General features: G+C 55.8%; 18 protein-coding genes. 14 read left to right on the forward strand and 4 right to left on the reverse strand.

What is annotated here, in order from left to right; translation table 11 throughout:
- Nucleotides 1-3 precede the first annotated feature (3 nt).
- The 3 genes from ACOTXD_RS02100 (at nucleotide 4) to ACOTXD_RS02110 (ending at nucleotide 2,756) form a co-directional block, all read left to right on the forward strand.
- On the forward strand, nucleotides 4-1,431 hold the full coding sequence (locus ACOTXD_RS02100; RefSeq protein WP_061856271.1) for a glycoside hydrolase family 1 protein: 1,428 nt from the start codon (nucleotides 4-6) through the stop codon (nucleotides 1,429-1,431).
- A 78-nt stretch (nucleotides 1,432-1,509) separates the two neighbouring features.
- Nucleotides 1,510-2,283, forward strand: coding sequence for a GntR family transcriptional regulator (locus ACOTXD_RS02105; RefSeq protein WP_003862809.1), 774 nt, complete (start codon nucleotides 1,510-1,512; stop codon nucleotides 2,281-2,283).
- On the forward strand, nucleotides 2,280-2,756 hold the full coding sequence (locus tag ACOTXD_RS02110; RefSeq protein ID WP_003862808.1) for a GNAT family N-acetyltransferase: 477 nt from the start codon (nucleotides 2,280-2,282) through the stop codon (nucleotides 2,754-2,756). The genes ACOTXD_RS02105 and ACOTXD_RS02110 overlap by 4 nt, the downstream gene beginning before the upstream one ends.
- Here the strand turns inward: ACOTXD_RS02110 and galR are convergent.
- On the reverse strand, nucleotides 2,711-3,733 hold the full coding sequence (galR, locus tag ACOTXD_RS02115; protein WP_003862806.1) for an HTH-type transcriptional regulator GalR: 1,023 nt from the start codon (nucleotides 3,731-3,733) through the stop codon (nucleotides 2,711-2,713). The two genes, ACOTXD_RS02110 and galR, sit on opposite strands and share 46 nt — an antisense overlap.
- Before the next feature lie 617 nt (nucleotides 3,734-4,350).
- Here galR and aas point away from each other — a divergent pair.
- A complete protein-coding gene (gene aas, locus ACOTXD_RS02120) occupies nucleotides 4,351-6,510 on the forward strand; it encodes a bifunctional acyl-ACP--phospholipid O-acyltransferase/long-chain-fatty-acid--ACP ligase (protein WP_023314771.1) in 2,160 nt (719 codons plus the stop codon).
- Nucleotides 6,503-7,696, forward strand: coding sequence for a lysophospholipid transporter LplT (gene lplT, locus ACOTXD_RS02125; RefSeq protein ID WP_003862801.1), 1,194 nt, complete (start codon nucleotides 6,503-6,505; stop codon nucleotides 7,694-7,696). Before aas ends, lplT begins: the two co-directional genes overlap by 8 nt.
- A gap of 93 nt (nucleotides 7,697-7,789) precedes the next feature.
- On the opposite strand, the gene ACOTXD_RS02130 is transcribed toward lplT, so the two are convergent.
- From ACOTXD_RS02130 to mutH, 3 genes are all read right to left on the reverse strand, one after another.
- The gene (locus tag ACOTXD_RS02130; RefSeq protein WP_003862795.1) at nucleotides 7,790-8,830 is read right to left on the reverse strand and encodes an NADP(H)-dependent aldo-keto reductase; all 1,041 of its coding nucleotides are present in this window, start codon (nucleotides 8,828-8,830) and stop codon (nucleotides 7,790-7,792) included.
- 132 nt (nucleotides 8,831-8,962) lie between these two features.
- Nucleotides 8,963-9,181, reverse strand: coding sequence for a YgdI/YgdR family lipoprotein (locus ACOTXD_RS02135; protein WP_003862794.1), 219 nt, complete (start codon nucleotides 9,179-9,181; stop codon nucleotides 8,963-8,965).
- A 128-nt stretch (nucleotides 9,182-9,309) separates the two neighbouring features.
- Nucleotides 9,310-10,002 carry a DNA mismatch repair endonuclease MutH gene (gene mutH, locus ACOTXD_RS02140; RefSeq protein ID WP_003862792.1) on the reverse strand — a complete coding sequence of 231 codons (693 nt, stop codon included), beginning with the start codon at nucleotides 10,000-10,002 and terminating at the stop codon, nucleotides 9,310-9,312.
- A gap of 683 nt (nucleotides 10,003-10,685) precedes the next feature.
- On the opposite strand from mutH, the gene rppH reads away from it, so the two are divergent.
- The 9 genes from rppH to recC all read left to right on the forward strand — a co-directional run bounded on the left by rppH (nucleotide 10,686) and on the right by recC (nucleotide 20,669).
- A complete protein-coding gene (rppH, locus tag ACOTXD_RS02145) occupies nucleotides 10,686-11,216 on the forward strand; it encodes an RNA pyrophosphohydrolase (RefSeq protein WP_003862791.1) in 531 nt (176 codons plus the stop codon).
- A gap of 12 nt (nucleotides 11,217-11,228) precedes the next feature.
- On the forward strand, nucleotides 11,229-13,475 hold the full coding sequence (gene ptsP, locus ACOTXD_RS02150; protein ID WP_060580302.1) for a phosphoenolpyruvate--protein phosphotransferase: 2,247 nt from the start codon (nucleotides 11,229-11,231) through the stop codon (nucleotides 13,473-13,475).
- A 227-nt stretch (nucleotides 13,476-13,702) separates the two neighbouring features.
- A complete protein-coding gene (gene lgt / locus ACOTXD_RS02155) occupies nucleotides 13,703-14,578 on the forward strand; it encodes a prolipoprotein diacylglyceryl transferase (RefSeq protein ID WP_003862787.1) in 876 nt (291 codons plus the stop codon).
- Nucleotides 14,579-14,584: 6 nt separating this feature from the next.
- On the forward strand, nucleotides 14,585-15,379 hold the full coding sequence (gene thyA / locus ACOTXD_RS02160) for a thymidylate synthase (RefSeq protein WP_003862785.1): 795 nt from the start codon (nucleotides 14,585-14,587) through the stop codon (nucleotides 15,377-15,379).
- Between the two features lie 184 nt (nucleotides 15,380-15,563).
- Nucleotides 15,564-16,028 (forward strand): prepilin peptidase-dependent protein, encoded by a 465-nt coding sequence (locus ACOTXD_RS02165; RefSeq protein ID WP_003862783.1) that lies wholly within the window; start codon nucleotides 15,564-15,566, stop codon nucleotides 16,026-16,028.
- The gene (locus ACOTXD_RS02170) at nucleotides 16,019-16,579 is read left to right on the forward strand and encodes a prepilin peptidase-dependent protein (protein ID WP_032610062.1); all 561 of its coding nucleotides are present in this window, start codon (nucleotides 16,019-16,021) and stop codon (nucleotides 16,577-16,579) included. The genes ACOTXD_RS02165 and ACOTXD_RS02170 overlap by 10 nt, the downstream gene beginning before the upstream one ends.
- Nucleotides 16,576-16,974, forward strand: coding sequence for a DUF2509 family protein (locus tag ACOTXD_RS02175; RefSeq protein ID WP_061856269.1), 399 nt, complete (start codon nucleotides 16,576-16,578; stop codon nucleotides 16,972-16,974). Before ACOTXD_RS02170 ends, ACOTXD_RS02175 begins: the two co-directional genes overlap by 4 nt.
- On the forward strand, nucleotides 16,959-17,282 hold the full coding sequence (locus tag ACOTXD_RS02180; RefSeq protein ID WP_003862776.1) for a prepilin-type N-terminal cleavage/methylation domain-containing protein: 324 nt from the start codon (nucleotides 16,959-16,961) through the stop codon (nucleotides 17,280-17,282). The genes ACOTXD_RS02175 and ACOTXD_RS02180 overlap by 16 nt, the downstream gene beginning before the upstream one ends.
- 12 nt (nucleotides 17,283-17,294) lie before the next feature.
- Nucleotides 17,295-20,669: an exodeoxyribonuclease V subunit gamma gene (gene recC / locus ACOTXD_RS02185; RefSeq protein ID WP_003862774.1), complete on the forward strand. Its 3,375-nt coding sequence runs from the start codon at nucleotides 17,295-17,297 to the stop codon at nucleotides 20,667-20,669.
- Nucleotides 20,670-20,695 lie beyond the last annotated feature (26 nt).

The following is a 20,695-nucleotide window of genomic DNA, read 5'->3' on the forward strand; positions in this document are numbered from 1 at the left end:
CGGATGAGCATAAAACAGATAACTATACCGCAGGATTTTATGCTGGGCGCGGCGGCATCGGCCTGGCAGACCGAGGGCTGGAGCGGCAAAAAGCCGGGGCAGGATTCGTGGATCGATCTCTGGTACAAGAACGATCGTCACGTCTGGCACAACGGCTATGGCCCGGCGGTGGCAACCGACTTTATTAATCGCTTCCGTGAAGACGTGGCGCTGATGAAGCAGGCGGGCCTGACGCACTATCGCACCTCGATCAACTGGTCGCGCTTTTTGACCGACTATGAAAACGCCACCGTAGATGAAGAGTACGCCGCCTATTACGACGCGCTGTTCGATGAAATGCACCGTCAGGGCATTGAGCCGATGATCTGCCTGGAACACTACGAATTGCCGGGCGTGCTGCTGGAAACCTACGGCGGCTGGGCGTCGAAGCACGTCGTCGAGCTGTTCGTTCGCTATGCGGAAAAAGTGTTTGAGCGCTTTCACGGCAAAGTCACCCGCTGGTTTACCTTCAACGAGCCGATTGTGGTCCAGACGCGCGTCTACCTTGACGCACTGCGCTGGCCCTATGAGCAGAACACCAGCACCTGGATGCAGTGGAACCACCATAAAGTGCTGGCGACGGCGAAAGTGGTGAAGCTGTTTCGCGAGAAAGGGTATGACGGCTCAGTGGGTTGTATTCTTAACCCGGAAGTGACCTATCCACGCTCGCGCGCACCGCATGACGTGCGAGCGGCAGAGATGTACGATCTGTTCTACAACCGCGTCTTTCTCGACCCGCTGGTGCACGGGCGCTATCCGCAGGCGCTCTTTACCCTGCTGGCGCAGCATCAGGTGCGGTGGGACTACACGGCTGACGAGCTGGCGCTGATTGCCGACAACACCGTCGACGAGCTGGGCATTAACCTCTATTACCCGCATCGCGTCAAAGCCCCGTCCCGCGCCTGGCACCCGGAGACGCCGTTCCACCCGGCGTATTACTACGAGCCGTTCGAGCTGCCGGGGCGGAGGATGAACACCTCCCGCGGCTGGGAGATCTTCCCGCGCATTATTTACGACATGGCGATGCGGATTAAAAACGACTATCGCAACATTGACTGGTTTGTAGCGGAAAGCGGGATGGGTGTGGAGAACGAAGCGCATTTTCGCAATCGCGACGGCATTATCAATGACGCGTACCGCATCGCGTTTATCAGCGAACATCTTTATTACACGTTGCTGGCGCGGGAGGCGGGGGCTAACTGCCACGGCTATATGCTGTGGGCCTTCACCGACAACGTCTCGCCGATGAACGCGTTTAAAAACCGCTACGGGCTGATTGAGATCGACCTTGAAAATCAACGCGCACGGCGGGCAAAGAAATCAGCGTCCTGGTTCCGCCAGCTGCGCGATGAGCGTGTGCTGACGCTCAGGGTAGACGATGAATGGAAGTAAGCCTTCTGGTAAAATAGCGCACAAACTGGCCGGGAGGACGTCCGGCTCGCGCATTAACTGAAAAACACAGGTGAAAACGTGGATAAGGCTGTCATCCTGCCGGAAAAAAAACAGTACCAGGAGATTGGCGAGGATTTACGGGCGCAGATTATCCAGGGGCATTATCCCGTGGGATCGCGTCTGCCGCCGGAGCGCAACATCGCCGAGACGTATGGCGTGAGCCGCACTATTGTGCGCGAGGCGCTGCTGATGCTTGAGCTTCAGGGGACGGTGGATATTCGCCAGGGGTCTGGCGTGTACGTGATGCGCATTCCGGAGGAGCATGAAAACGAGGAAGAGCGTTTTCTGAACAGTGACGTAGGGCCGTTTGAAATTCTCCAGGCGCGTCAGCTGCTTGAAAGCAACATTGCCGCCTTTGCCGCAAAAATGGCGACGCGGGCGGATATCGACAACCTGCGCCGCATCATCGAGCAGGAGCAACGGGCGATTGCCGCCGACGATCGCAGCCAGGACAACAACAAAATGTTCCACCTTGTACTGGCGGGGGCCACACAAAACCAGATGCTGCTGGCGACCGTTGAAAGCGTCTGGCATCACATGGACAGCAGCCCACTGTGGCAGCAATTCAACGGCCACATCGCCAGCCGCGCATGGCGGCTGAAATGGCTCGGCGACAGGCAAACCATTCTCGCTGCGCTCCGCCGCCGCGACGTGATGGGGGCGTGGCAGGCGATGTTCCAGCATCTTGAAAACGTCAAAAAGAGCCTGCTTGAGCTGTCAGACGAAGACGCACCCGATTTCGACGGCTATCTCTTCGAATCGGTCCCTCTTTTCCAGGGGAAGCTGGTGTGAATATACTGCCGCTTCACGCTGCGCCGCAGTTTACACAGCAGGTGATCGACTGGATCTGGTACGCGTTTGGTGAAGGTATGCCGCGTGCCTTTTTCCAGAGCATTGTCGAGCACAGCCTGACGCCGGGCGAGTTACCGCTCACCTTTATTGCCGTTGAGGATGACCAGCTGCTGGGCACCGTTGGGTTGTGGCGTTGCGATTTAATTTCCCGACAGGATCTCCACCCCTGGCTGGCTGCGCTGTATGTCGATGAAGCCGCCCGGGGAAACGGGCTGGCGGGAAAACTTCAGCAGCATGTTATCGGCTACGCGCGACGCGCCGGGTATCACGAGCTTCATCTCTGGTCTGCCTGCCGCGACTTCTACGAACGTTACGGCTGGCACTACATCGGCGATGCGCTGGAATACCCGGATAAAACCGTCCATCTCTATCGCTGTTCGCTCACGGCTTCCGCGGGCGATACCACCGAGTGACGGCGCACTAAGGTTGGGCTGAACAGGTGGGTAATTTCCGGTGGCGGGCGATGCTCGGCCAGCGCTAACGCCAGTTCTGCCGCCTGCGTTGCCATGGTTACAATCGGGTAACGCACGGTGGTCAGGCGAGGGCGCACGTAGCGCGACACCAGCACATCATCAAAGCCAATCAGCGAAATTTCTGCCGGGACGTCGATCCCGTTATCATTCAGCACGCCCATTGCGCCGGCGGCCATGGAGTCGTTATAGCTGGCCACGGCGGTGAAATTCCGCCCGCGTCCCAGCAGCTCGGTCATCGCCTGCTCGCCGCCACTCTCATCCGGTTCTCCGTACGCCACAAGACGATCGTTGCAGGGCAGACCGGCTTCGCGCAGCGCGTCGTAATAGCCCTGAAGGCGATCTTCCGCATCGGAAATTGGGTGGTTGGAGCACAGATAACCAATTCGGGTATGGCCCTGCTGGATCAGGTGACGGGTTGCGAGCCATGCGCCGTAACGGTCGTCGAGCGCCACGCAGCGGGTTTCAAAACCGGGAATAATACGGTTGATAATCACCATCCCCGGCATCTGTTTCATCAGATGGATCAGCTCGGCGTCGGGGATCATTTTGGCATGGACCACCAGTGCCGCACAGCGATGACGGATCAGCTGCTCAATGGCCTGGCGCTCTTTCTGTTCATTGTGGTAGCCATTACCAATCAGCAGGAAATTTCCGGTGTGATAAGAGACTTGTTCTACGGCTTTGACCATCGCACCGAAAAACGGATCGGATACATCCCCGACCACCAGCCCGATGGTTTCTGTCGACTGCTGGGCAAGGGCGCGCGCGTTGGCGTTAGGGTGATAATTCAGGTTTTCCATGGCGTCCTGCACGGCCTGGCGCGATGCATCACTCGCTTTAGGGGAGTTGTTGATTACGCGGGAGACGGTCGCGACGGAAACACCGGCCAGACGAGCCACATCCTTAATTGTCGCCATTCAATACCTTCTTATAGGGGTAAGCGTTTACACACTAACTAGTGTTGCGGAAAAGCGGCGCGCATTCAAGGGGAGCGGGTGAGCGTCCTCTGCAAACGTGAAGCAGAACATCCCTCGCGGTGTAATCGTTACACGGCCAGTCATGTCTGAATAATGGTAATCTGAACCTTTAGTTACACTTTGCCTCAGGCTGTTGCGATTGTCCGTTAGCAACGATGCGTTATGAATTGCTAGAGTCGAGATCCCAGAGGTATTGATAGGTGGAATCAACTTCGGTTGATTAACACGATTTACACCAACCTGCGTTTTACGCAGGTTTTTTTTTGCCTGTAAGTTCAACCTGTAACAGCAAAAGAGAATATTCACACCTGGTTGCACTTCGGCTCATTCCCTTGCGTTTTCCCGCTGGCGAAGCCTGTCGCCGGAGGCCACAATCAAGATCCCAGAGGTATTGATTGGTGAGAATTCCTGGTACGTTTTCGTACTCTTCTCTTGCACCAACCTGCGCGGATGCGCAGGTTTTTTTTCGCCTCTGTTTTTGCTATCGCTCCCTCACTACTTCTCGTGTAATCTGCCACCATTTATACCTTTCACACTGGCTGGCAAAGGGAGTTGAAATGCTTTTTGGGTTCTTCCGCACACTGTTTCGTGTCCTGTTTCGCATCCGCGTGACTGGCGATACGCAGGCACTCTATGGCGAGCGTGTTCTTATCACACCGAATCACGTCTCTTTTCTTGATGGCGTATTGCTGGCGCTGTTTTTGCCCGTGCGGCCCGTCTTCGCGGTGTACAGCTCCATCAGTGAAAAATGGTACATGCGCTGGCTCAAACCGCTGATTGATTTTGTCCCGCTCGATCCAACCAAACCGATGATGATTAAACATCTGGTGCGTCTGATTGGGCAGGGGCGTCCGGTGGTTATCTTCCCGGAAGGGCGGATTTCAGTGACGGGCTCCCTGATGAAAATTTACGATGGGGCCGGTTTTGTCGCGGCGAAGTCTCAGGCCACCGTCGTGCCGCTACGCATCGACGGGGCTGAGCTGACCTTTTTCAGTCGTCTGAAAGGGCTGGTGAAGCAGCGTCTGTTCCCGAAAATTACGCTGCATATATTACCGCCGACGTCACTGCCGATGCCCGAGGCGCCGCGTGCGCGCGACCGCCGTAAAATCGCCGGGGAAATGCTGCACCAGATTATGATGGAAGCGCGCATGGCCGTTCGCCCGCGCGAGACGCTGTATGAATCGTTGCTGTCGGCCCAGTATCGCTACGGTGCGAAGAAAAACTGCATTGAAGATATCAACTTTACGCCGGATACCTACCGTAAGCTGTTGACCAAAACGCTGTTTGTCGGGCGTATCCTGGAAAAATACAGCAAACAGGGTGAAAAGATCGGCCTGATGCTGCCAAACGCGGGTATCAGCGCGGCGGTGATCTTTGGTGCCGTCTCCCGGGGCCGCATTCCGGCGATGATGAACTACACGGCGGGCGTGAAAGGGCTCTCCAGCGCGATTACCGCGGCGCAAATCAACACCGTCTTTACCTCCCGCCAGTTCCTGGATAAAGGCAAGCTGTGGCACCTGCCGGAACAGCTGACGCAGGTGCGCTGGGTGTTCCTGGAAGATCTGAAAGCAGACGTCACGACCGCCGACAAGCTGTGGATTTTCGCGCACCTGCTGATGCCGCGTCTGGCGCAGGTTAAGCAGCAGCCGGAGGATGATGCCATTATCCTCTTTACCTCCGGCTCTGAAGGCAACCCGAAAGGTGTGGTTCACAGTCACAAAAGCATTCTGGCGAACGTCGAACAGATTAAAACCATTGCTGACTTTACCGCCAACGATCGCTTTATGTCGGCGCTGCCGCTGTTCCACTCATTTGGTCTGACCGTGGGGCTCTTTACGCCGCTGCTGACCGGTGCCGAGGTGTTCCTCTACCCAAGCCCGCTGCACTACCGCATTGTGCCGGAACTGGTTTATGACCGTAACTGCACGGTGCTGTTCGGGACGTCCACCTTCCTCGGAAACTACGCGCGCTTCGCCAACCCGTATGATTTCTTCCGCGTGCGCTACGTGGTGGCGGGGGCGGAAAAACTCCAGGACAGCACGCGCCAAATCTGGCAGGACAAGTTTGGCCTGCGCATTCTGGAAGGCTATGGCGTGACGGAGTGCGCGCCGGTGGTCTCCATCAACGTTCCGATGGCGGCAAAACCCGGAACGGTTGGCCGCATTCTGCCGGGGCTGGACGCGCGTCTGCTGGCGGTGCCGGGTATTGAAGACGGCGGACGTCTTCAGCTGAAAGGGCCGAACGTCATGAACGGCTATTTGCGTGTGGAAAACCCGGGGGTGCTTGAGGCGCCGACGGCTGAGAACGTCAATGGCGAGGTTGAAACGGGCTGGTACGACACGGGCGATATCGTGCGCTTCGACGATCAGGGCTTCGTGCAGATCCAGGGACGCGCAAAACGCTTCGCCAAAATCGCCGGGGAAATGGTCTCTCTTGAAATGGTCGAGACGCTGGCGACCGCAGTCTCAGCAGAGAAAATGCATGCGACCGTGGTGAAAAGTGATGCCAGTAAAGGCGAGGCGCTGGTGCTCTTCACGACAGACGGTGAACTGAAGCGTGACGCGCTGCTCAGGTATGCACGCGAACACGGTATCCCCGAGCTGGCGGTCCCCCGCGATATTCGTTACCTCAAACAGTTACCGGTGCTGGGCAGCGGTAAACCCGATTTCGTGACCCTGAAGGGCATGGTTGAAGAGGCAGAACAGCAAAATGCGTGAGTCAGTGCACACTAACACTTCAATCTGGTCGAAAGGCATGATGGCGGTTATCGCCGCCCAGTTTCTTTCCGCGTTCGGCGATAACGCGTTGCTGTTTGCCACGCTGGCATTGCTGAAAGCTGAGTTTTATCCCGACTGGAGCCAGCCGATCCTACAGATGGTGTTTGTGGGTGCTTACATCGTATTTGCGCCGTTTGTCGGCCAGGTGGCGGACAGCTTCCCGAAAGGTCGTGTCATGATGTTTGCCAACAGCCTTAAGCTTCTGGGCGCGGCAAGTATCTGCTTTGGTATCAACCCGTTTGTCGGCTACACACTGGTGGGCATTGGTGCGGCAGCCTACTCCCCGGCGAAGTACGGTATTCTGGGTGAGCTCACCACCGGTGATAAGCTGGTGAAGGCCAACGGCCTGATGGAGTCCTCCACCATTGCGGCTATTCTGCTGGGTTCGGTGGCGGGTGGCGTACTGGCAGACTGGCATGTGCTCGCCGCGCTTGGCATCTGCGCCCTGATGTACGGTGGCGCGGTGATCGCCAACCTGTTTATCCCCAAACTGGCCGTGGCGCGTCCGGGGCAATCCTGGCGCTTCGGGCCCATGACCGGCAGCTTCTTCAACGCCTGCCGCGTACTGTGGCGTAACGGTGAAACACGCTTCTCGCTGATGGGCACCAGCATGTTCTGGGGGGCCGGCGTTACGCTGCGTTTCCTGCTGGTGCTGTGGGTGCCGGTGGCGCTGGGCATTACTGACAACGCCACGCCGACTTATCTGAATGCCATGGTCGCCGTCGGGATTGTTGTCGGGGCCGGGGCTGCGGCAAAACTGGTGACGCTGGAAACCGTCGCGCGCTGCATGCCTGCGGGGATCCTGATTGGCGTCGGCGTTCTGTTCTTCTCCCTGCAACATGCCCTATTGCCTGCCTATGCCCTGCTGTTGCTGATCGGCATGTTAGGCGGTTTCTTTGTGGTGCCGCTAAACGCGCTGTTGCAGGAGCGCGGCAAGCAGACCGTTGGGGCGGGTAACGCCATTGCGGTGCAAAACCTTGGTGAAAACATGGCGATGTTACTGATGCTGGGGATTTACTCGCTGGCGGTAAAAGCAGGTGCGCCGGTCGTGGCAATCGGGGTAGGATTCGGCGCGCTGTTCGCGCTGGCGATTAGCGGGCTGTGGGTCTGGCAGCGTCGTCGTTGAATTGTGCTGCCTGATGCCCTCACCCCGGCCCTCTCCCACAGAGAGAGGGTGAAAACCCTAAAAACGGCAACGTGCGTTGCCGTTTTGCTTTTATTACGGTGCCGGGTAGGTATAAACCTGATGCACCGCTTCTATCTCCGCTAATACCTCTTCACTCAGGTTCAGATTGAAACTCTCAATATTGGTTTTCAACTGATCCATCGTCGTTGCGCCGAGCAGGGTACTCGCCACAAACGGCTGACGACGCACGAAGGCCAGCGCCATCTGCGCCGGATCGAGTCCGTGGCGTTTCGCGATATCCACGTAGGCCGCAACGGCTTTTTGCGTCTGCTCGCCGCTATAGCGGGTGAAGCGGCTGAAAAGCGTGTTACGCGCGCCAGCCGGTTTCGCGCCGTTCAGGTATTTGCCCGTCAGGGTACCGAAGCCCAGACAGGAGTAGGCGAGCAGCTCCACCTCTTCGTACTGCGTCACCTCCGCCAGACCCACTTCATAACTGCGGTTCAGCAGGCTGTACGGGTTCTGAATGGTCACGATGCGCGGCAGATCGTGTTTATCGGCCAGATGCAGATAGCGCATCACGCCAAACGCCGTCTCGTTGGAAACGCCGATGTAGCGGATCTTACCCGCCCGCTGGCACTCCGTGAGCGCTTCCAGCGTTTCCAGCAGGGTAACGGCCGGAGCACTTTCGTTCCAGGTGTAGCCAAGCTTACCGAAGCAGTTCGTCGGACGCTGCGGCCAGTGCACCTGATAAAGATCGAGATAGTCGGTTTGCAGGCGCTTCAGGCTTGCATCCAGCGCGGCACGGATATTCTTGCGATCGAGGATCTGATTAGGGCGGATCCCGGCATCGTTATTACGGGAAGGTCCGCTGACTTTGGAGGCGATGACCAGCTTTTCGCGATTGCCGCGTTTCGCCAGCCAGTTGCCGACATACGTTTCAGTAAGACCTTGTGTTTCCGGGCGGGGAGGAACGGGGTACATCTCCGCCACGTCAATCAGGTTAATGCCCTGGCTGACGGCGTAATCGAGTTGTGCATGGGCATCGGCTTCGCTGTTTTGTTCACCAAATGTCATGGTGCCCAACCCCAGTTGGCTGATCTCCAGAGCGCTGTGGGGGATACGATGATAATGCATAGCCGGTTTCCTTTTTTAGACATACAGACTGCGTCAGGAACCTCCCGACAAAGGAATATAAACATGGCAGAGGGAAGGCAAAAGGGGAAGGAAAAAATCAAAAAGGCCAGCAAGCTACTGACCTTTATCTGTTTAGCGCTCGATGATCTGGGAGACTTCGTCGCGATTAATCTGCATTTGATTGCCTTCGCGATCGCGGTAACTCACCAGACCGGTATCGTCGTCGACTTCAGGTTTGCCATCGGTCAGGATCATACGACCATCTTTCGTTGACATGACATAGTCGCTGCTACAACCCGATACCGCAAACGCTAAACCGACTGCTGAGATAATTACTGCCCATTTTTTCATCGTTCTCATCCTCACCTGGCTCGTATCAAATCATAGTGTAGTAATAACCTGATATTACGACAGGTGAAAGGGGGGAAATCTTAAAAAGGAGGAGATTATGTTAGCCGGAGCGCAAAATTAGTAAAAAACTATGTTTTCAACAGGAAGTGGCGTGCCAGCAGTGCCCCGGTGAAATTCTTTTTAAGATAGAAACCGCGCGGCAGCGTGAGGATCGGTTCGCCCTGTGCGCCTACCGCTTCAGTGAGCGCTTTGCTATTGGCGGCTTTAGGACGAAGTTGCAGCACTTCGCCATGCCGGGCGGTGATCCGCTCAACCTGTCCCAGCACAATCATGTCCATCAGCTCTTCCCAGTCCTGGGAAAGCAGTCTCTCCTCTTCATCATTCGGACTCCAGAGCAGCGGGGCGCCAACGCGACGCTCTGCCAGCGGGATCTGCCTGTCGCCCTCAACGGGTACCCACAACACCCGCTTCAGCTTATGCCTGACGTGGCTGGTTTCCCAGGTCACTCCGCTGTTACCCGTGAGCGGCGCAACGCAGACAAAGGTGGTTTCCAGCGGCCGCCCCTGGCTATCGATGGGGATCGTCTTCAGTTCCACCCCCAGCGCCGCAAAATCTTGCTCGGGTTTACTGCCCGCGCTTGCGCCCAGCCAGCGTTCCAGCAACACGCCGATCCAGCCCTTATCACGCTTTAGATCGTTGGGTATCGTCAACCCCGCCATCACGGCCAGCTCGCCCAGTGAATAGCCTGCCAGACGTTGCGCCTGCTGGAGCAACTGGGCTTCACTGACGGGAGGGGAGAGCAGTGGGGCGAGAGAATGCATACTAACAACCTTTTGATTAAAAAATAAGCTGATATTTTATCCCTTGTGGACAGAGTTTACCTTTTTCTGAGTGAATATCCCATGCGTATGATTTATTTCATCTTTTTTAGACTATAGCCCGTCGCGCCGCGGCTAAAAAACAGGTTGTGCAATTCTGGTCACTGACAATAAACAGGATCTTACACCATGTTATCCACAGAAAAATGGGATAACTGGGAATAACTGCCACTACTGTTTCAATTTACAGCCTTGACGTGCGATGAAAATCGAATTTTCACACAAATTGTGCCTAACTTATTGGCACAATCTGTGGATAAAACCGACGCTGTTCGATCTTTCATCAGCAGGAGGATCTTTGATGTGACGATCGTCACGTTAATCGCCTCTGGCACCCTTAATTCCAATATAATATTATGAATTTAAATGATTTATTTTTGGCAGGGTAAAGTGGCGTTTCGTCGGGTTAAAAGGTTGTTCATCGGTAATTCCGCACTTCTTCACAACTATATCCACAGAAAAGGTGAATAAAAATGGTCTCTGTCGCCCTCATCTGTTTATAACTCCTCACTAAATTGTGAGTTATTCAAATGTTATTAGGTTGCAGGCCTGTAAGAGAGTGGTTTACCGCCTCCCTGTAGTGTGAAACAATCATTCATATATCAGATTTAGTTTGGGGTAGTCCGGTGATTGATGACGATGGCTACCGCCCAAACGTAGGAATAGTAATTTGTAATCGTCAGGGCCAGGTGATGTGGGCCCGGCGATATGGTCAGCACTCCTGGCAGTTCCCGCAAGGCGGGATCAATCCTGGAGAGTCCCCAGAACAAGCGATGTACCGGGAGCTGTTTGAAGAGGTTGGTTTAAGCCGAAAAGATGTTCGTATTCTGGCTTCGACCCGCAACTGGTTGCGTTACAAGTTACCGAAACGTTTGGTGCGTTGGGACACAAAGCCGGTTTGTATCGGCCAGAAACAGAAGTGGTTTCTTTTGCAGTTGGTGGGCAACGATTCAGATATCAATATGCAAACCAGCAGCACGCCAGAGTTTGATGGCTGGCGCTGGGTAAGCTACTGGTATCCGGTTCGTCAGGTCGTGTCATTTAAGCGCGATGTATATCGTAGGGTGATGAAAGAGTTCGCAAGTGTCGTGATGCAGCTTCAGGAGACGCCTCCGAAGCCACAGAGCGCACCTGCCTGGCGACGTAAAAGAGGTTAAGCTACGCAAATCATGCTCACCCGCTTGCGAGAAATAGTTGAAAAGGTTGCCAGTGCGCCTCGCCTCAACGAGGCGCTGAATATTCTGGTGACGGACATCTGTCTTGCGATGGAAACCGAGGTCTGTTCGGTCTACCTGGCCGATCATGACCGACGTTGCTACTACCTGATGGCAACCCGCGGTTTAAAAAAACCACGGGGACGCACCGTCACGCTCGCGTTTGATGAAGGTATTGTTGGCCTGGTCGGGCGACTGGCGGAGCCAATCAACCTTGCCGATGCGCAAAAACACCCCAGCTTCAAATATATCCCTTCCGTCAAAGAGGAGCGGTTCCGCGCTTTCCTTGGCGTGCCTATTATTCAGCGCCGCCAACTGCTTGGCGTGCTTGTTGTCCAGCAACGAGAGTTGCGGCAGTACGACGAAAGCGAGGAGTCTTTCCTCGTCACGCTGGCAACGCAGATGGCTGCTATCCTCTCCCAGTCTCAGCTGGCAGCCCTTTTTGGGCAGTATCGTCATACCCGCATCCGCGCGCTTCCGGCCTCGCCGGGCGTCGCGATTGCCGAAGGCTGGATGGATGCCACGCTCCCGCTGATGGAGCAGGTCTACGAAGCCTCGACGCTGGATGAAGCGCTTGAGCGCGAACGGCTTACCGCTGCGCTGGAAGAGGCGGCGAATGAGTTTCGTCGCTACAGCAAACGCTTTGCCGCTGGCGCGCAAAAAGAGACGGCGGCTATTTTCGATCTCTACTCACACCTGCTTTCCGATGCGCGTTTGCGTCGTGAGTTATTTGCCGAGGTCGATAAAGGGTCGGTGGCAGAATGGGCGGTTAAAAAGGTCATTGAAAAATTTGCTGAGCAGTTTGCGGTGCTGACTGACGGTTATCTGAAAGAGCGCGCCGGCGATTTACGCGCGCTTGGGCAACGTCTGCTGTTCCACCTCGATGATACTATTCAGGGGGCGAACGCCTGGCCGAACCGGTTTGTGCTGGTGGCCGATGAACTCTCAGCGACGACGCTGGCTGAATTACCGCAGGACAGGCTGGCGGGCGTGGTGGTGCGCGATGGCGCTGCTAACTCCCATGCCGCCATTATGGTGCGCGCGCTCGGTATTCCGACCGTGATGGGGGCGGATATTCAGCCCTCCGTACTGCATCGCCGTACGCTGGTGGTGGACGGATATCGTGGTGAGTTGCTGGTGGATCCTGAACCGGTTCTCCTTCAGGAGTACCAGCGTCTTATCAGCGAAGAGAATGAATTAAGCAAGCTGGCGGAAGATGACGTCAACCTGCCCGCGCAGCTCAAGAGCGGTGAGCGGGTGAAGGTGATGCTCAACGCTGGCTTAAGCCCCGAGCATGAAGAGAAGCTCGGCAGCCGCATCGATGGCATCGGCCTCTACCGCACTGAAATACCGTTTATGCTGCAAAGCGGCTTCCCGTCAGAAGAGGAGCAAGTGGCGCAGTATCAGGGCATGTTGCAGATGTTTAATGACAAACCCGTCACGTTGCGCACCCTGGACGTCGGCGCGGATAAGCAACTGCCCTATATGCCCATCAGTGAAGAGAATCCCTGCCTCGGCTGGCGTGGGATCCGCATAACCCTCGATCAGCCGGAAATCTTCCTTATCCAGGTTCGTGCCATGCTGCGTGCCAACGCGGCCACGGGGAATCTCAGCATTTTGCTGCCGATGGTCACCAGTATTGACGAGATCGACGAAGCGCGGCGGTTGATAGAACGTGCAGGGCGCGAAGTGGAAGAGATGATCGGCTATGCGATCCCTAAACCCCGTATCGGCGTGATGCTTGAAGTGCCTTCGATGGTCTTTATGTTGCCGCAGCTGGCGACCCGCGTTGATTTTATCTCCGTTGGTACCAACGACTTAACGCAATACATTCTGGCAGTCGATCGCAACAATACGCGTGTTGCCAGCATCTACGATAGCCTGCATCCGGCGATGCTTCGTGCCCTGGCGATGATCGCCCGCGAAGCCGAGCAGCATAATATCGACCTGCGCCTGTGCGGTGAAATGGCCGGCGATCCGATGTGCGTGGCGATCCTGATTGGTCTCGGTTTCCGTCACCTGTCAATGAACGGACGTTCCGTTGCGCGTGTGAAATACCTGTTACGTCACATCGAACAAGATGAGGCGCGCGAACTGGCCTCGCGTAGCCTGGAAGCACAGCTGGCAGCAGAAGTGCGCCATCAGGTGGCTGCGTTTATGGAGCGACGCGGCATGGGCGGTTTGATCCGCGGCGGCCGCTGATCCCCACAAAATAATGACTGCTCGGACGACCCCTCTCCCTTGAGGGAGAGGGGTGGGGTGAGGGAGAACTGCGCGCATGAACCCCTATACACATCTTTTACATCTCAGGCGCATCCTCCGCGCCTGCCTTATGCTATGATTCGCAACTTTGGAGCACCTGCCAACGGCGGGAATGCAATTCACCCGCTGTCCACTTTCAGCGGAATAACAACATCTTGTGGTGACAGATGAACAGTGGTTATCTGCATTTTCCGGAATTCGATCCGGTTATTTTCTCAATAGGACCTGTAGCGCTGCACTGGTACGGTCTGATGTACCTGGTGGGCTTCGTTTTTGCCATGTGGCTTGCTGGCCGTCGCGCCAGTCGTCCGGGCAGTGGATGGACGAAGAACGAAGTGGAAAACCTGCTTTATGCCGGCTTCCTCGGCGTATTCCTGGGAGGTCGCATCGGTTATGTCCTGTTCTATAATTTCCCGGTATTCCTGAACGACCCGCTCTATCTGTTCCGCGTCTGGGACGGCGGTATGTCCTTCCACGGCGGACTGATTGGTGTGATCCTCGTGATGGTGATCTTCGCCAGACGCACCAAACGCAACTTCTTCCAGGTGGCTGATTTTATTGCGCCGTTAATCCCGTTTGGGTTGGGCGCAGGGCGTCTGGGCAATTTCATCAACGGTGAGCTGTGGGGGCGTGTCGATCCGAGCGTGCCGTTTACCATGCTGTTCCCGGGCTCCCGCGCAGAGGATATCGCGCTGCTGCCTTCGCATCCTGAGTGGCAGTCCATTTTCGATACCTACGGCGTCCTGCCGCGCCATATGTCACAGCTCTATGAGCTGGCGCTGGAAGGCGTGGTGCTGTTCATCATCCTGAATCTTTATATCCGCAAACCGCGTCCAATGGGGGCTGTCTCCGGTCTGTTCCTGATTGGCTACGGCGCGTTTCGTATCATCGTCGAGTTCTTCCGCCAGCCGGATGCGCAGTTTACCGGTGAATGGGTACAGTACATCAGCATGGGGCAGATCCTCTCCATCCCGATGATTGTCGCGGGTGCCATTATGATGATTTGGGCGTATCGTCGTCGTCCACAGCAACAACTTTCCTGAGGAATCATGAAACAGTATCTTGAATTGATGAAAAAAGTGCTCGACGAGGGCACGCCGAAAAACGACCGCACCGGCACCGGTACGCTCTCCATTTTTGGCCACCAGATGCGCTTCAATCTGCAAGAAGGCTTTCCTCTGGTGACAACGAAGCGCTGCCATCTGCGCTCGATCATTCATGAACTGCTCTGGTTCCTGCAAGGCGATACCAACGTTGCTTATCTACATGAAAACAATGTCTCCATCTGGGACGAGTGGGCAGATGAGAACGGCGACCTGGGTCCGGTCTACGGCAAGCAATGGCGCGCGTGGCCTACCCCGGACGGCCGCCATATCGACCAGATCACGACCGTCATAAACCAGCTGAAAAATGATCCGGACTCGCGCCGTATCATTGTCTCTGCCTGGAACGTGGGTGAACTGGATAAAATGGCGCTGGCGCCTTGCCACGCGTTTTTCCAGTTTTACGTGGCGGACGGCAAGCTCTCCTGCCAGCTCTATCAACGCTCCTGCGACGTGTTCCTCGGCCTGCCGTTTAACATCGCCAGCTACGCGCTGTTGGTGCACATGATGGCGCAGCAGTGCGATCTTGAAGTGGGCGATTTTGTCTGGACGGGCGGTGATACCCACCTCTACAGCAATCATATGGAACAGACGCATCTCCAGCTGACGCGCGAACCGCGTGCATTGCCGAAGCTGGTGATCAAACGTAAACCGGACTCGATCTTCGATTACCGTTTTGATGATTTCGAGATTGAGGGTTACGACCCGCATCCCGGCATTAAAGCTCCTGTCGCCATCTGATACGGCAAATCCTGACACAACCGGTGCTCTTTAGCGCCGGTTTTTTTTCACGCCCGTTTTGTTTTTCGAACCTGTTTCCAGAGATGATGCAACGCGTTGCAACGGGTGAAAATCTCCTGAAAGCGGCTCGTAAAGTTCTGGTTTGACGCTCGCACCGTTTCTGCTATTCCTCCACACTCCCGCCATGAAAAACGAACAAGGCTTTACGCTTATCGAAACCCTTATCGCCGTTTCGCTGGCAGTGATCCTCAGCGCCACAGGACTCTATGGCTGGGACAGCTGGCAGCAGCGGCAGCGGCTTTGGCAAACCGCCTGCCAGGTGCGGGATTACCTGGTGTTTTTGCGCAATGACGCCAACCGTCACAACAGCGAGCACAGGATCGCGCTGTATAACGACGGTGAAAAGAACTGTCTGGCCAGTTCAGCGGTGACCGGTTGTGACAGCGGCGGACCGTTCGTGATGAAGCCGATGTGGCCAGGGGTCACGATAAGCGACATAACACCTGCGCTGGGATTTTACGGTTTAAGAGATACCGCGTGGGCCGGACATATCCGGGTGCAGAGCCGCGCTGGTGGGTGGTGGGTTATTGTCTCAAATGGCGGACGTATCAGGCTGTGTAATGCCGCAGGAGAAGGTGCATGCCAGTAAATCGAAAAGGGTTTTCCCTGCTGGAAGTGCTGATTACGATGACGATAAGCAGCATTCTGTTACTCAGCACGTCACGTTTTTTACCGGGGCTACAGCGGGGGGTTTTACTGCAATCCGGGCAGCAGGAGCTGGAGGATGAGGTCTGGCAACGTCTGTTCGCGGTCGGTAAACAGTTTCAGAGAGCAGGATACTGTGCAGGGCATTGCCAGGGACAGGGGATGATCATCGGCAGGCAAGGACGATGTGCGATTGTGCAATGGGATGCGAACAGCAACGGCCAGTGGGATAGCACCGCGTCAGAAAACGACAGTACGGGATTCCGGCTTGAGTCCGGATCGCTTGAAACGCTGCGGGGCGCCACATCCTGTGACGGTAAGGGATGGGATAAGCTCACCGACCCGGATCGGGTCCTGATAGAGCAATTTATGGTCACTAAAACCGATCGTGCTGGCTTTGCGCCGGTCATCAGTATCGAGCTGCGTGCCCGCCGTAAAGGTGAACTGACCGCCCCCTTTTCGGCTCGCCATACCGTAACGGGGTTTAATCTGTGAATCGTCAGCGGGGCATGTCATCGCTGGCGCTGGTCCTGCTATTGCTGGTGCTCGGCACGCTGATCCTCACCGGATTAAATCAGCAGTTGCAAACCTTTAGCACGCTGGTAAGTGGCGAGAGTTCGTCTGTTCGCCAGCAGGCTGCCGTGCAATCTGCACTGGAGTGGGGGCGCGTTCAGGAATGGGCTTTACAGCCAGAGGTTCAGTGCAAACAGACACAGCGTTTGCGGGTCTGTGTAAGGTTGTTTGGGGAGCGTGTTTTGCTTATTGCCGGCAATGACGATCTGTTGCTATGGCAAGGCGGGGACATCGCGGAAGGGCAGATACGCTTTTCCGCCCACGGCTGGAGTGATTTCTGCCCCCTTAAGGAAAGTACGCTATGTCAGTTACCCTGAGCAGACAAAAAGGATTTAGCATGGTGGAGGTTTTGCTGGCAATGATGTTGCTGGTTGTGGTTGTGACGGCGTTATCCGGATATCATCGCGCGCTGGCAGCCCGGTATGCGGCGCTTAGCCAGTATCGTCAGCTATGGCATCATGCGTGGAATCAATCGCAGATCTCAACATTAACGCTCCCGCCGGGCTGGCAGGTCAGTCGGGGGCAGACAACACAGTCCGGATGTGTCAGCATCACGGTCACACTTATTTCTCCTATGGGGCGGCAGGGCGCGTTAACGCGTCTGCACTGCCCGGTTAGCCGCTAGTCGGGAGCGTTTATGCTAAGGGTTTACCACTCAAATCGTCTGGATGTGCTGGAAGCACTGATGGAGTATATCGTTGAGCAAGAGCGTCTTGACGATCCGTTTGAGCCAGAAATGGTGCTGGTGCAGAGCACCGGTATGGCGCAGTGGCTGCAAATGTCCCTTTCGCAGAAATTTGGCATTGCGGCGAACATCGATTTTCCGCTGCCCGCGAGCTTTATCTGGGAGATGTTTGTTCGCGTCCTGCCGGACATCCCTGAGCAGAGCGCCTTCAACAAACAAAGCATGGCCTGGAAACTGATGACGCTGCTGCCGGACATGCTGGCGCGTGATGAGTTTGCCATGCTGCGGCACTACCTGAATGACGACACCGACAAGCGTAAACTTTTCCAGCTGGCCTCACGTACTGCCGACCTCTATGACCAGTATCTGGTTTACCGTGCAGACTGGCTGATTCGCTGGGAAGCGGGAGAATTAGTCGATGGGTTACCGGAAGCGCAAATCTGGCAGGCGCCGCTCTGGAAAGCGCTGGTCGAGCATACCGGGAAACTCGGTCAGCCTAAGTGGCACCGTGCTAACTTGTACGATCGCTTTATCTCGATACTTGAGAACAGCGCAGAACGGCCAGCCCGTTTGCCGTCACGCGTGTTCATTTGCGGTATCTCCGCGTTGCCGCCTGTCTACCTGAACGCGCTAAAAGCGCTCGGTAAGCACACTGATATCCATATCCTCTTTACCAACCCGTGTCGGCACTATTGGGGGGATATTCAGGATCCGCGCTGGCTTTCACGGCTGGTCACCCGTCAGAGAAAACGTCTCTTTGAAGAACGCGCGGTGCCGCTGTTTAAAGACAGTGAAAACGCGGCGCAGCTTTTTGATGAAGAGGGGATTCAGAACCTGCCGAACCCGCTGCTTGCCTCGTGGGGCAAGCTCGGACGTGACTATATTTATCTGCTTTCAGATATCACCTCCTCGGGAGAAGGGGATGTGGATGCGTTTGCCGATATTACGCCGGATAGCCTGCTGCACAATATTCAGCTTGATATTCTGGATTTAGAGAACCGTGCCGTTGCCGGGATCACTGCCGAGGAGTTTGCGCGAAGCGATAAGAAGCGAAAACTGGATCCTGACGATCGTAGTATCGCGATCCACGTTTGTCACAGCCCACAGCGTGAAGTTGAAATTCTTCATGACCGCCTGCTGGCCATGTTGCAGGACGACCCAACCCTGACACCGCGCGATATCGTGGTGATGGTGGCGGATATCGACAGCTACAGCCCGTTTATTCAGGCGGTATTTGGCAGCGCAACGGGCGACCGCTATCTGCCCTACGCAATCTCTGACCGTCGCGCTCGTCAGTCACACCCGGCGCTACAGGCCTTTATCAGCCTGCTTTCGCTGCCTGATAGCCGGTTTATCTCTGAGGATGTGCTGGCACTGCTGGATGTGCCAGTTCTGGCCGCACGTTTCAACATTAACGAAGAGGGGTTGCGCTATCTGCGCCAGTGGGTCAACGAATCCGGTGTCCGCTGGGGTATCGACGATGATAACGTCCAGGAGTTCGAACTGCCAGCAACCGGCCAGCATACCTGGCAGTTTGGGCTGACGCGCATGCTGCTGGGGTATGCAATGGAGAGCATCCACGGCGAATGGAATGACGTGCTGCCGTACGATGAATCCAGTGGGTTGATCGCGGAACTGGTTGGTCACTTAGCCTCGCTGCTTATGCAGCTCAACCGCTGGCGCCGTGCATTGATGCAGCCCCGCCCGCTCGAAGAGTGGCTGCCAGTTTGCCGCGAAATGCTGAATGATTTCTTCCTGCCGGACAGCGAAACTGAAGCCGCCATGGCGCTTATCGAGAAGCAGTGGCAGGCCATCGTTGATGAAGGGGTTAATTCGCACTATCACGAGGCGGTTCCCCTTTCGCTTCTGCGTGATGAGCTGACGCAACGTCTCGATCAGGAGCGCATCAGCCAGCGCTTCCTTGCGGGGCCGGTGAATATTTGTACCCTGATGCCAATGCGTTCAATCCCGTTCAAAGTGGTCTGTCTGCTTGGCATGAACGACGGTATTTATCCGCGTGCGCTGCCGCCTCTGGGCTTTGATCTTATGAGCGCACAACCGAAGCGGGGTGACCGCAGCCGCCGCGATGATGACCGTTATCTCTTCCTTGAGGCGCTGATGTCTGCGCAAAGCAGGCTTTATATCAGCTATATCGGACGTTCAATTCAGGATAACAGCGAGCGTTTCCCGTCTGTGCTGGTGCAGGAGCTAGTGGACTACATTGGACAGAGCCACTATCTGCCGGGCGATGAAGCCTGCAACTGCGACGAAAGCGAACGTCGGGTGATAGCGCATATCACTTGCCACCATAGCCGTATGCCGTTCGATCCTGTCAACTACGTTCCTGATGAACTGCAAAGCTATGCCCGCGAGTGGCTTCCCGCCGCGAAGAAAGCGGGGACGCCGCAAACCGATTTTATTCAGGCGCTCGAACCGCGCGCTATAGACACCCTCACGTTTGAGCAGCTACAGCGCTTTTGGGCACACCCGGTTCGGGCGTTTTTCCAGCAACGCTTGCAGGTGAATTTCCGCTCTGAAGAGAGCGAAATCCCCGATGCGGAACCGTTTATTCTTGATGGGCTGGAGCGTTTTAAGCTTAATTCCCAGCTTCTGAATGCGCTGGTTGACGAAGAAGACGCCAGTAAACTGTTTCGACGTTACAGGGCGTCGGGATTACTTCCGTATGGTGCATTCGGCGAAATCGTCTGGGATGCCCAGTGCGAGGAGATGCGAGCGCTAGCTGACCGCGTTATCGCGTGTCGGCAGCCGGCGAGCAGCATTGAAATCGATCTCGATTGTAACGGTATGCACCTTAGCGGCTGGCTCACGCACGTGCAGTCTGACGGGCTGCTGCGTTGGCGCCCATCCATGCTCAGCGTTTCACATGGCCTGCAACTCTGGCTCGAACATCTTGTCTACAGTGCGAGTGGTCACGAAGGTGAAAGCCGGTTGTTTGTACGTAAGGACGGCGAATGGCGCTTCCCGCGGATGGAGCCTGAGCAGGCGTTGACGTACCTGTCGCTTTATATTGAAGGTTACCGTCAGGGCATGAACAAACCCCTGCTTTTGCTGCCTGAAAGTGGGGGGGCATGGATAAAAGCCTGTTATGACGCGCAGAATGATGCCATGTTAACGGATGAGGCTTCGCTCCAGAAAGCGCGCAGCAAGTTTTTGCAGGCCTACGAAGGGAACATGATGGTACGTGGCGAAGGTGACGATGTCTGGTATCAACGTTTATGGCGAACGCTGGAGCCAGAATATTTCGACATTATCACCCAGGAGGCGCAACGCTACCTGTTACCGTTATACAAATTTAATCAGTCCTGAGTGCTGTATAAAAATTGCGCAGTATG

Source organism: Enterobacter cloacae complex sp. CDL013 (assembly GCF_049238805.1).
GTDB classification, from domain to species: Bacteria; Pseudomonadota; Gammaproteobacteria; order Enterobacterales; family Enterobacteriaceae; genus Enterobacter; species Enterobacter hormaechei_C.

What these genes read in the sequence shown, in the direction of transcription:
- ACOTXD_RS02100 (WP_061856271.1), top strand. Translation starts at nt 4, where the DNA reads ATGAGCATAAAACAGATAACTATACCGCAGGATTTTATGCTGGGCGCG.
- galR (WP_003862806.1), bottom strand. Translation starts at nt 3,733, where the DNA reads ATGGCGACAATTAAGGATGTGGCTCGTCTGGCCGGTGTTTCCGTCGCG.
- aas (WP_023314771.1), top strand. Translation starts at nt 4,351, where the DNA reads ATGCTTTTTGGGTTCTTCCGCACACTGTTTCGTGTCCTGTTTCGCATC.
- lplT (WP_003862801.1), top strand. Translation starts at nt 6,503, where the DNA reads ATGCGTGAGTCAGTGCACACTAACACTTCAATCTGGTCGAAAGGCATG.
- ACOTXD_RS02130 (WP_003862795.1), bottom strand. Translation starts at nt 8,830, where the DNA reads ATGCATTATCATCGTATCCCCCACAGCGCTCTGGAGATCAGCCAACTG.
- ACOTXD_RS02135 (WP_003862794.1), bottom strand. Translation starts at nt 9,181, where the DNA reads ATGAAAAAATGGGCAGTAATTATCTCAGCAGTCGGTTTAGCGTTTGCG.
- mutH (WP_003862792.1), bottom strand. Translation starts at nt 10,002, where the DNA reads ATGCATTCTCTCGCCCCACTGCTCTCCCCTCCCGTCAGTGAAGCCCAG.
- ptsP (WP_060580302.1), top strand. Translation starts at nt 11,229, where the DNA reads ATGCTCACCCGCTTGCGAGAAATAGTTGAAAAGGTTGCCAGTGCGCCT.
- lgt (WP_003862787.1), top strand. Translation starts at nt 13,703, where the DNA reads ATGAACAGTGGTTATCTGCATTTTCCGGAATTCGATCCGGTTATTTTC.
- thyA (WP_003862785.1), top strand. Translation starts at nt 14,585, where the DNA reads ATGAAACAGTATCTTGAATTGATGAAAAAAGTGCTCGACGAGGGCACG.
- ACOTXD_RS02165 (WP_003862783.1), top strand. Translation starts at nt 15,564, where the DNA reads ATGAAAAACGAACAAGGCTTTACGCTTATCGAAACCCTTATCGCCGTT.
- ACOTXD_RS02170 (WP_032610062.1), top strand. Translation starts at nt 16,019, where the DNA reads ATGCCAGTAAATCGAAAAGGGTTTTCCCTGCTGGAAGTGCTGATTACG.
- ACOTXD_RS02180 (WP_003862776.1), top strand. Translation starts at nt 16,959, where the DNA reads ATGTCAGTTACCCTGAGCAGACAAAAAGGATTTAGCATGGTGGAGGTT.
- recC (WP_003862774.1), top strand. Translation starts at nt 17,295, where the DNA reads ATGCTAAGGGTTTACCACTCAAATCGTCTGGATGTGCTGGAAGCACTG.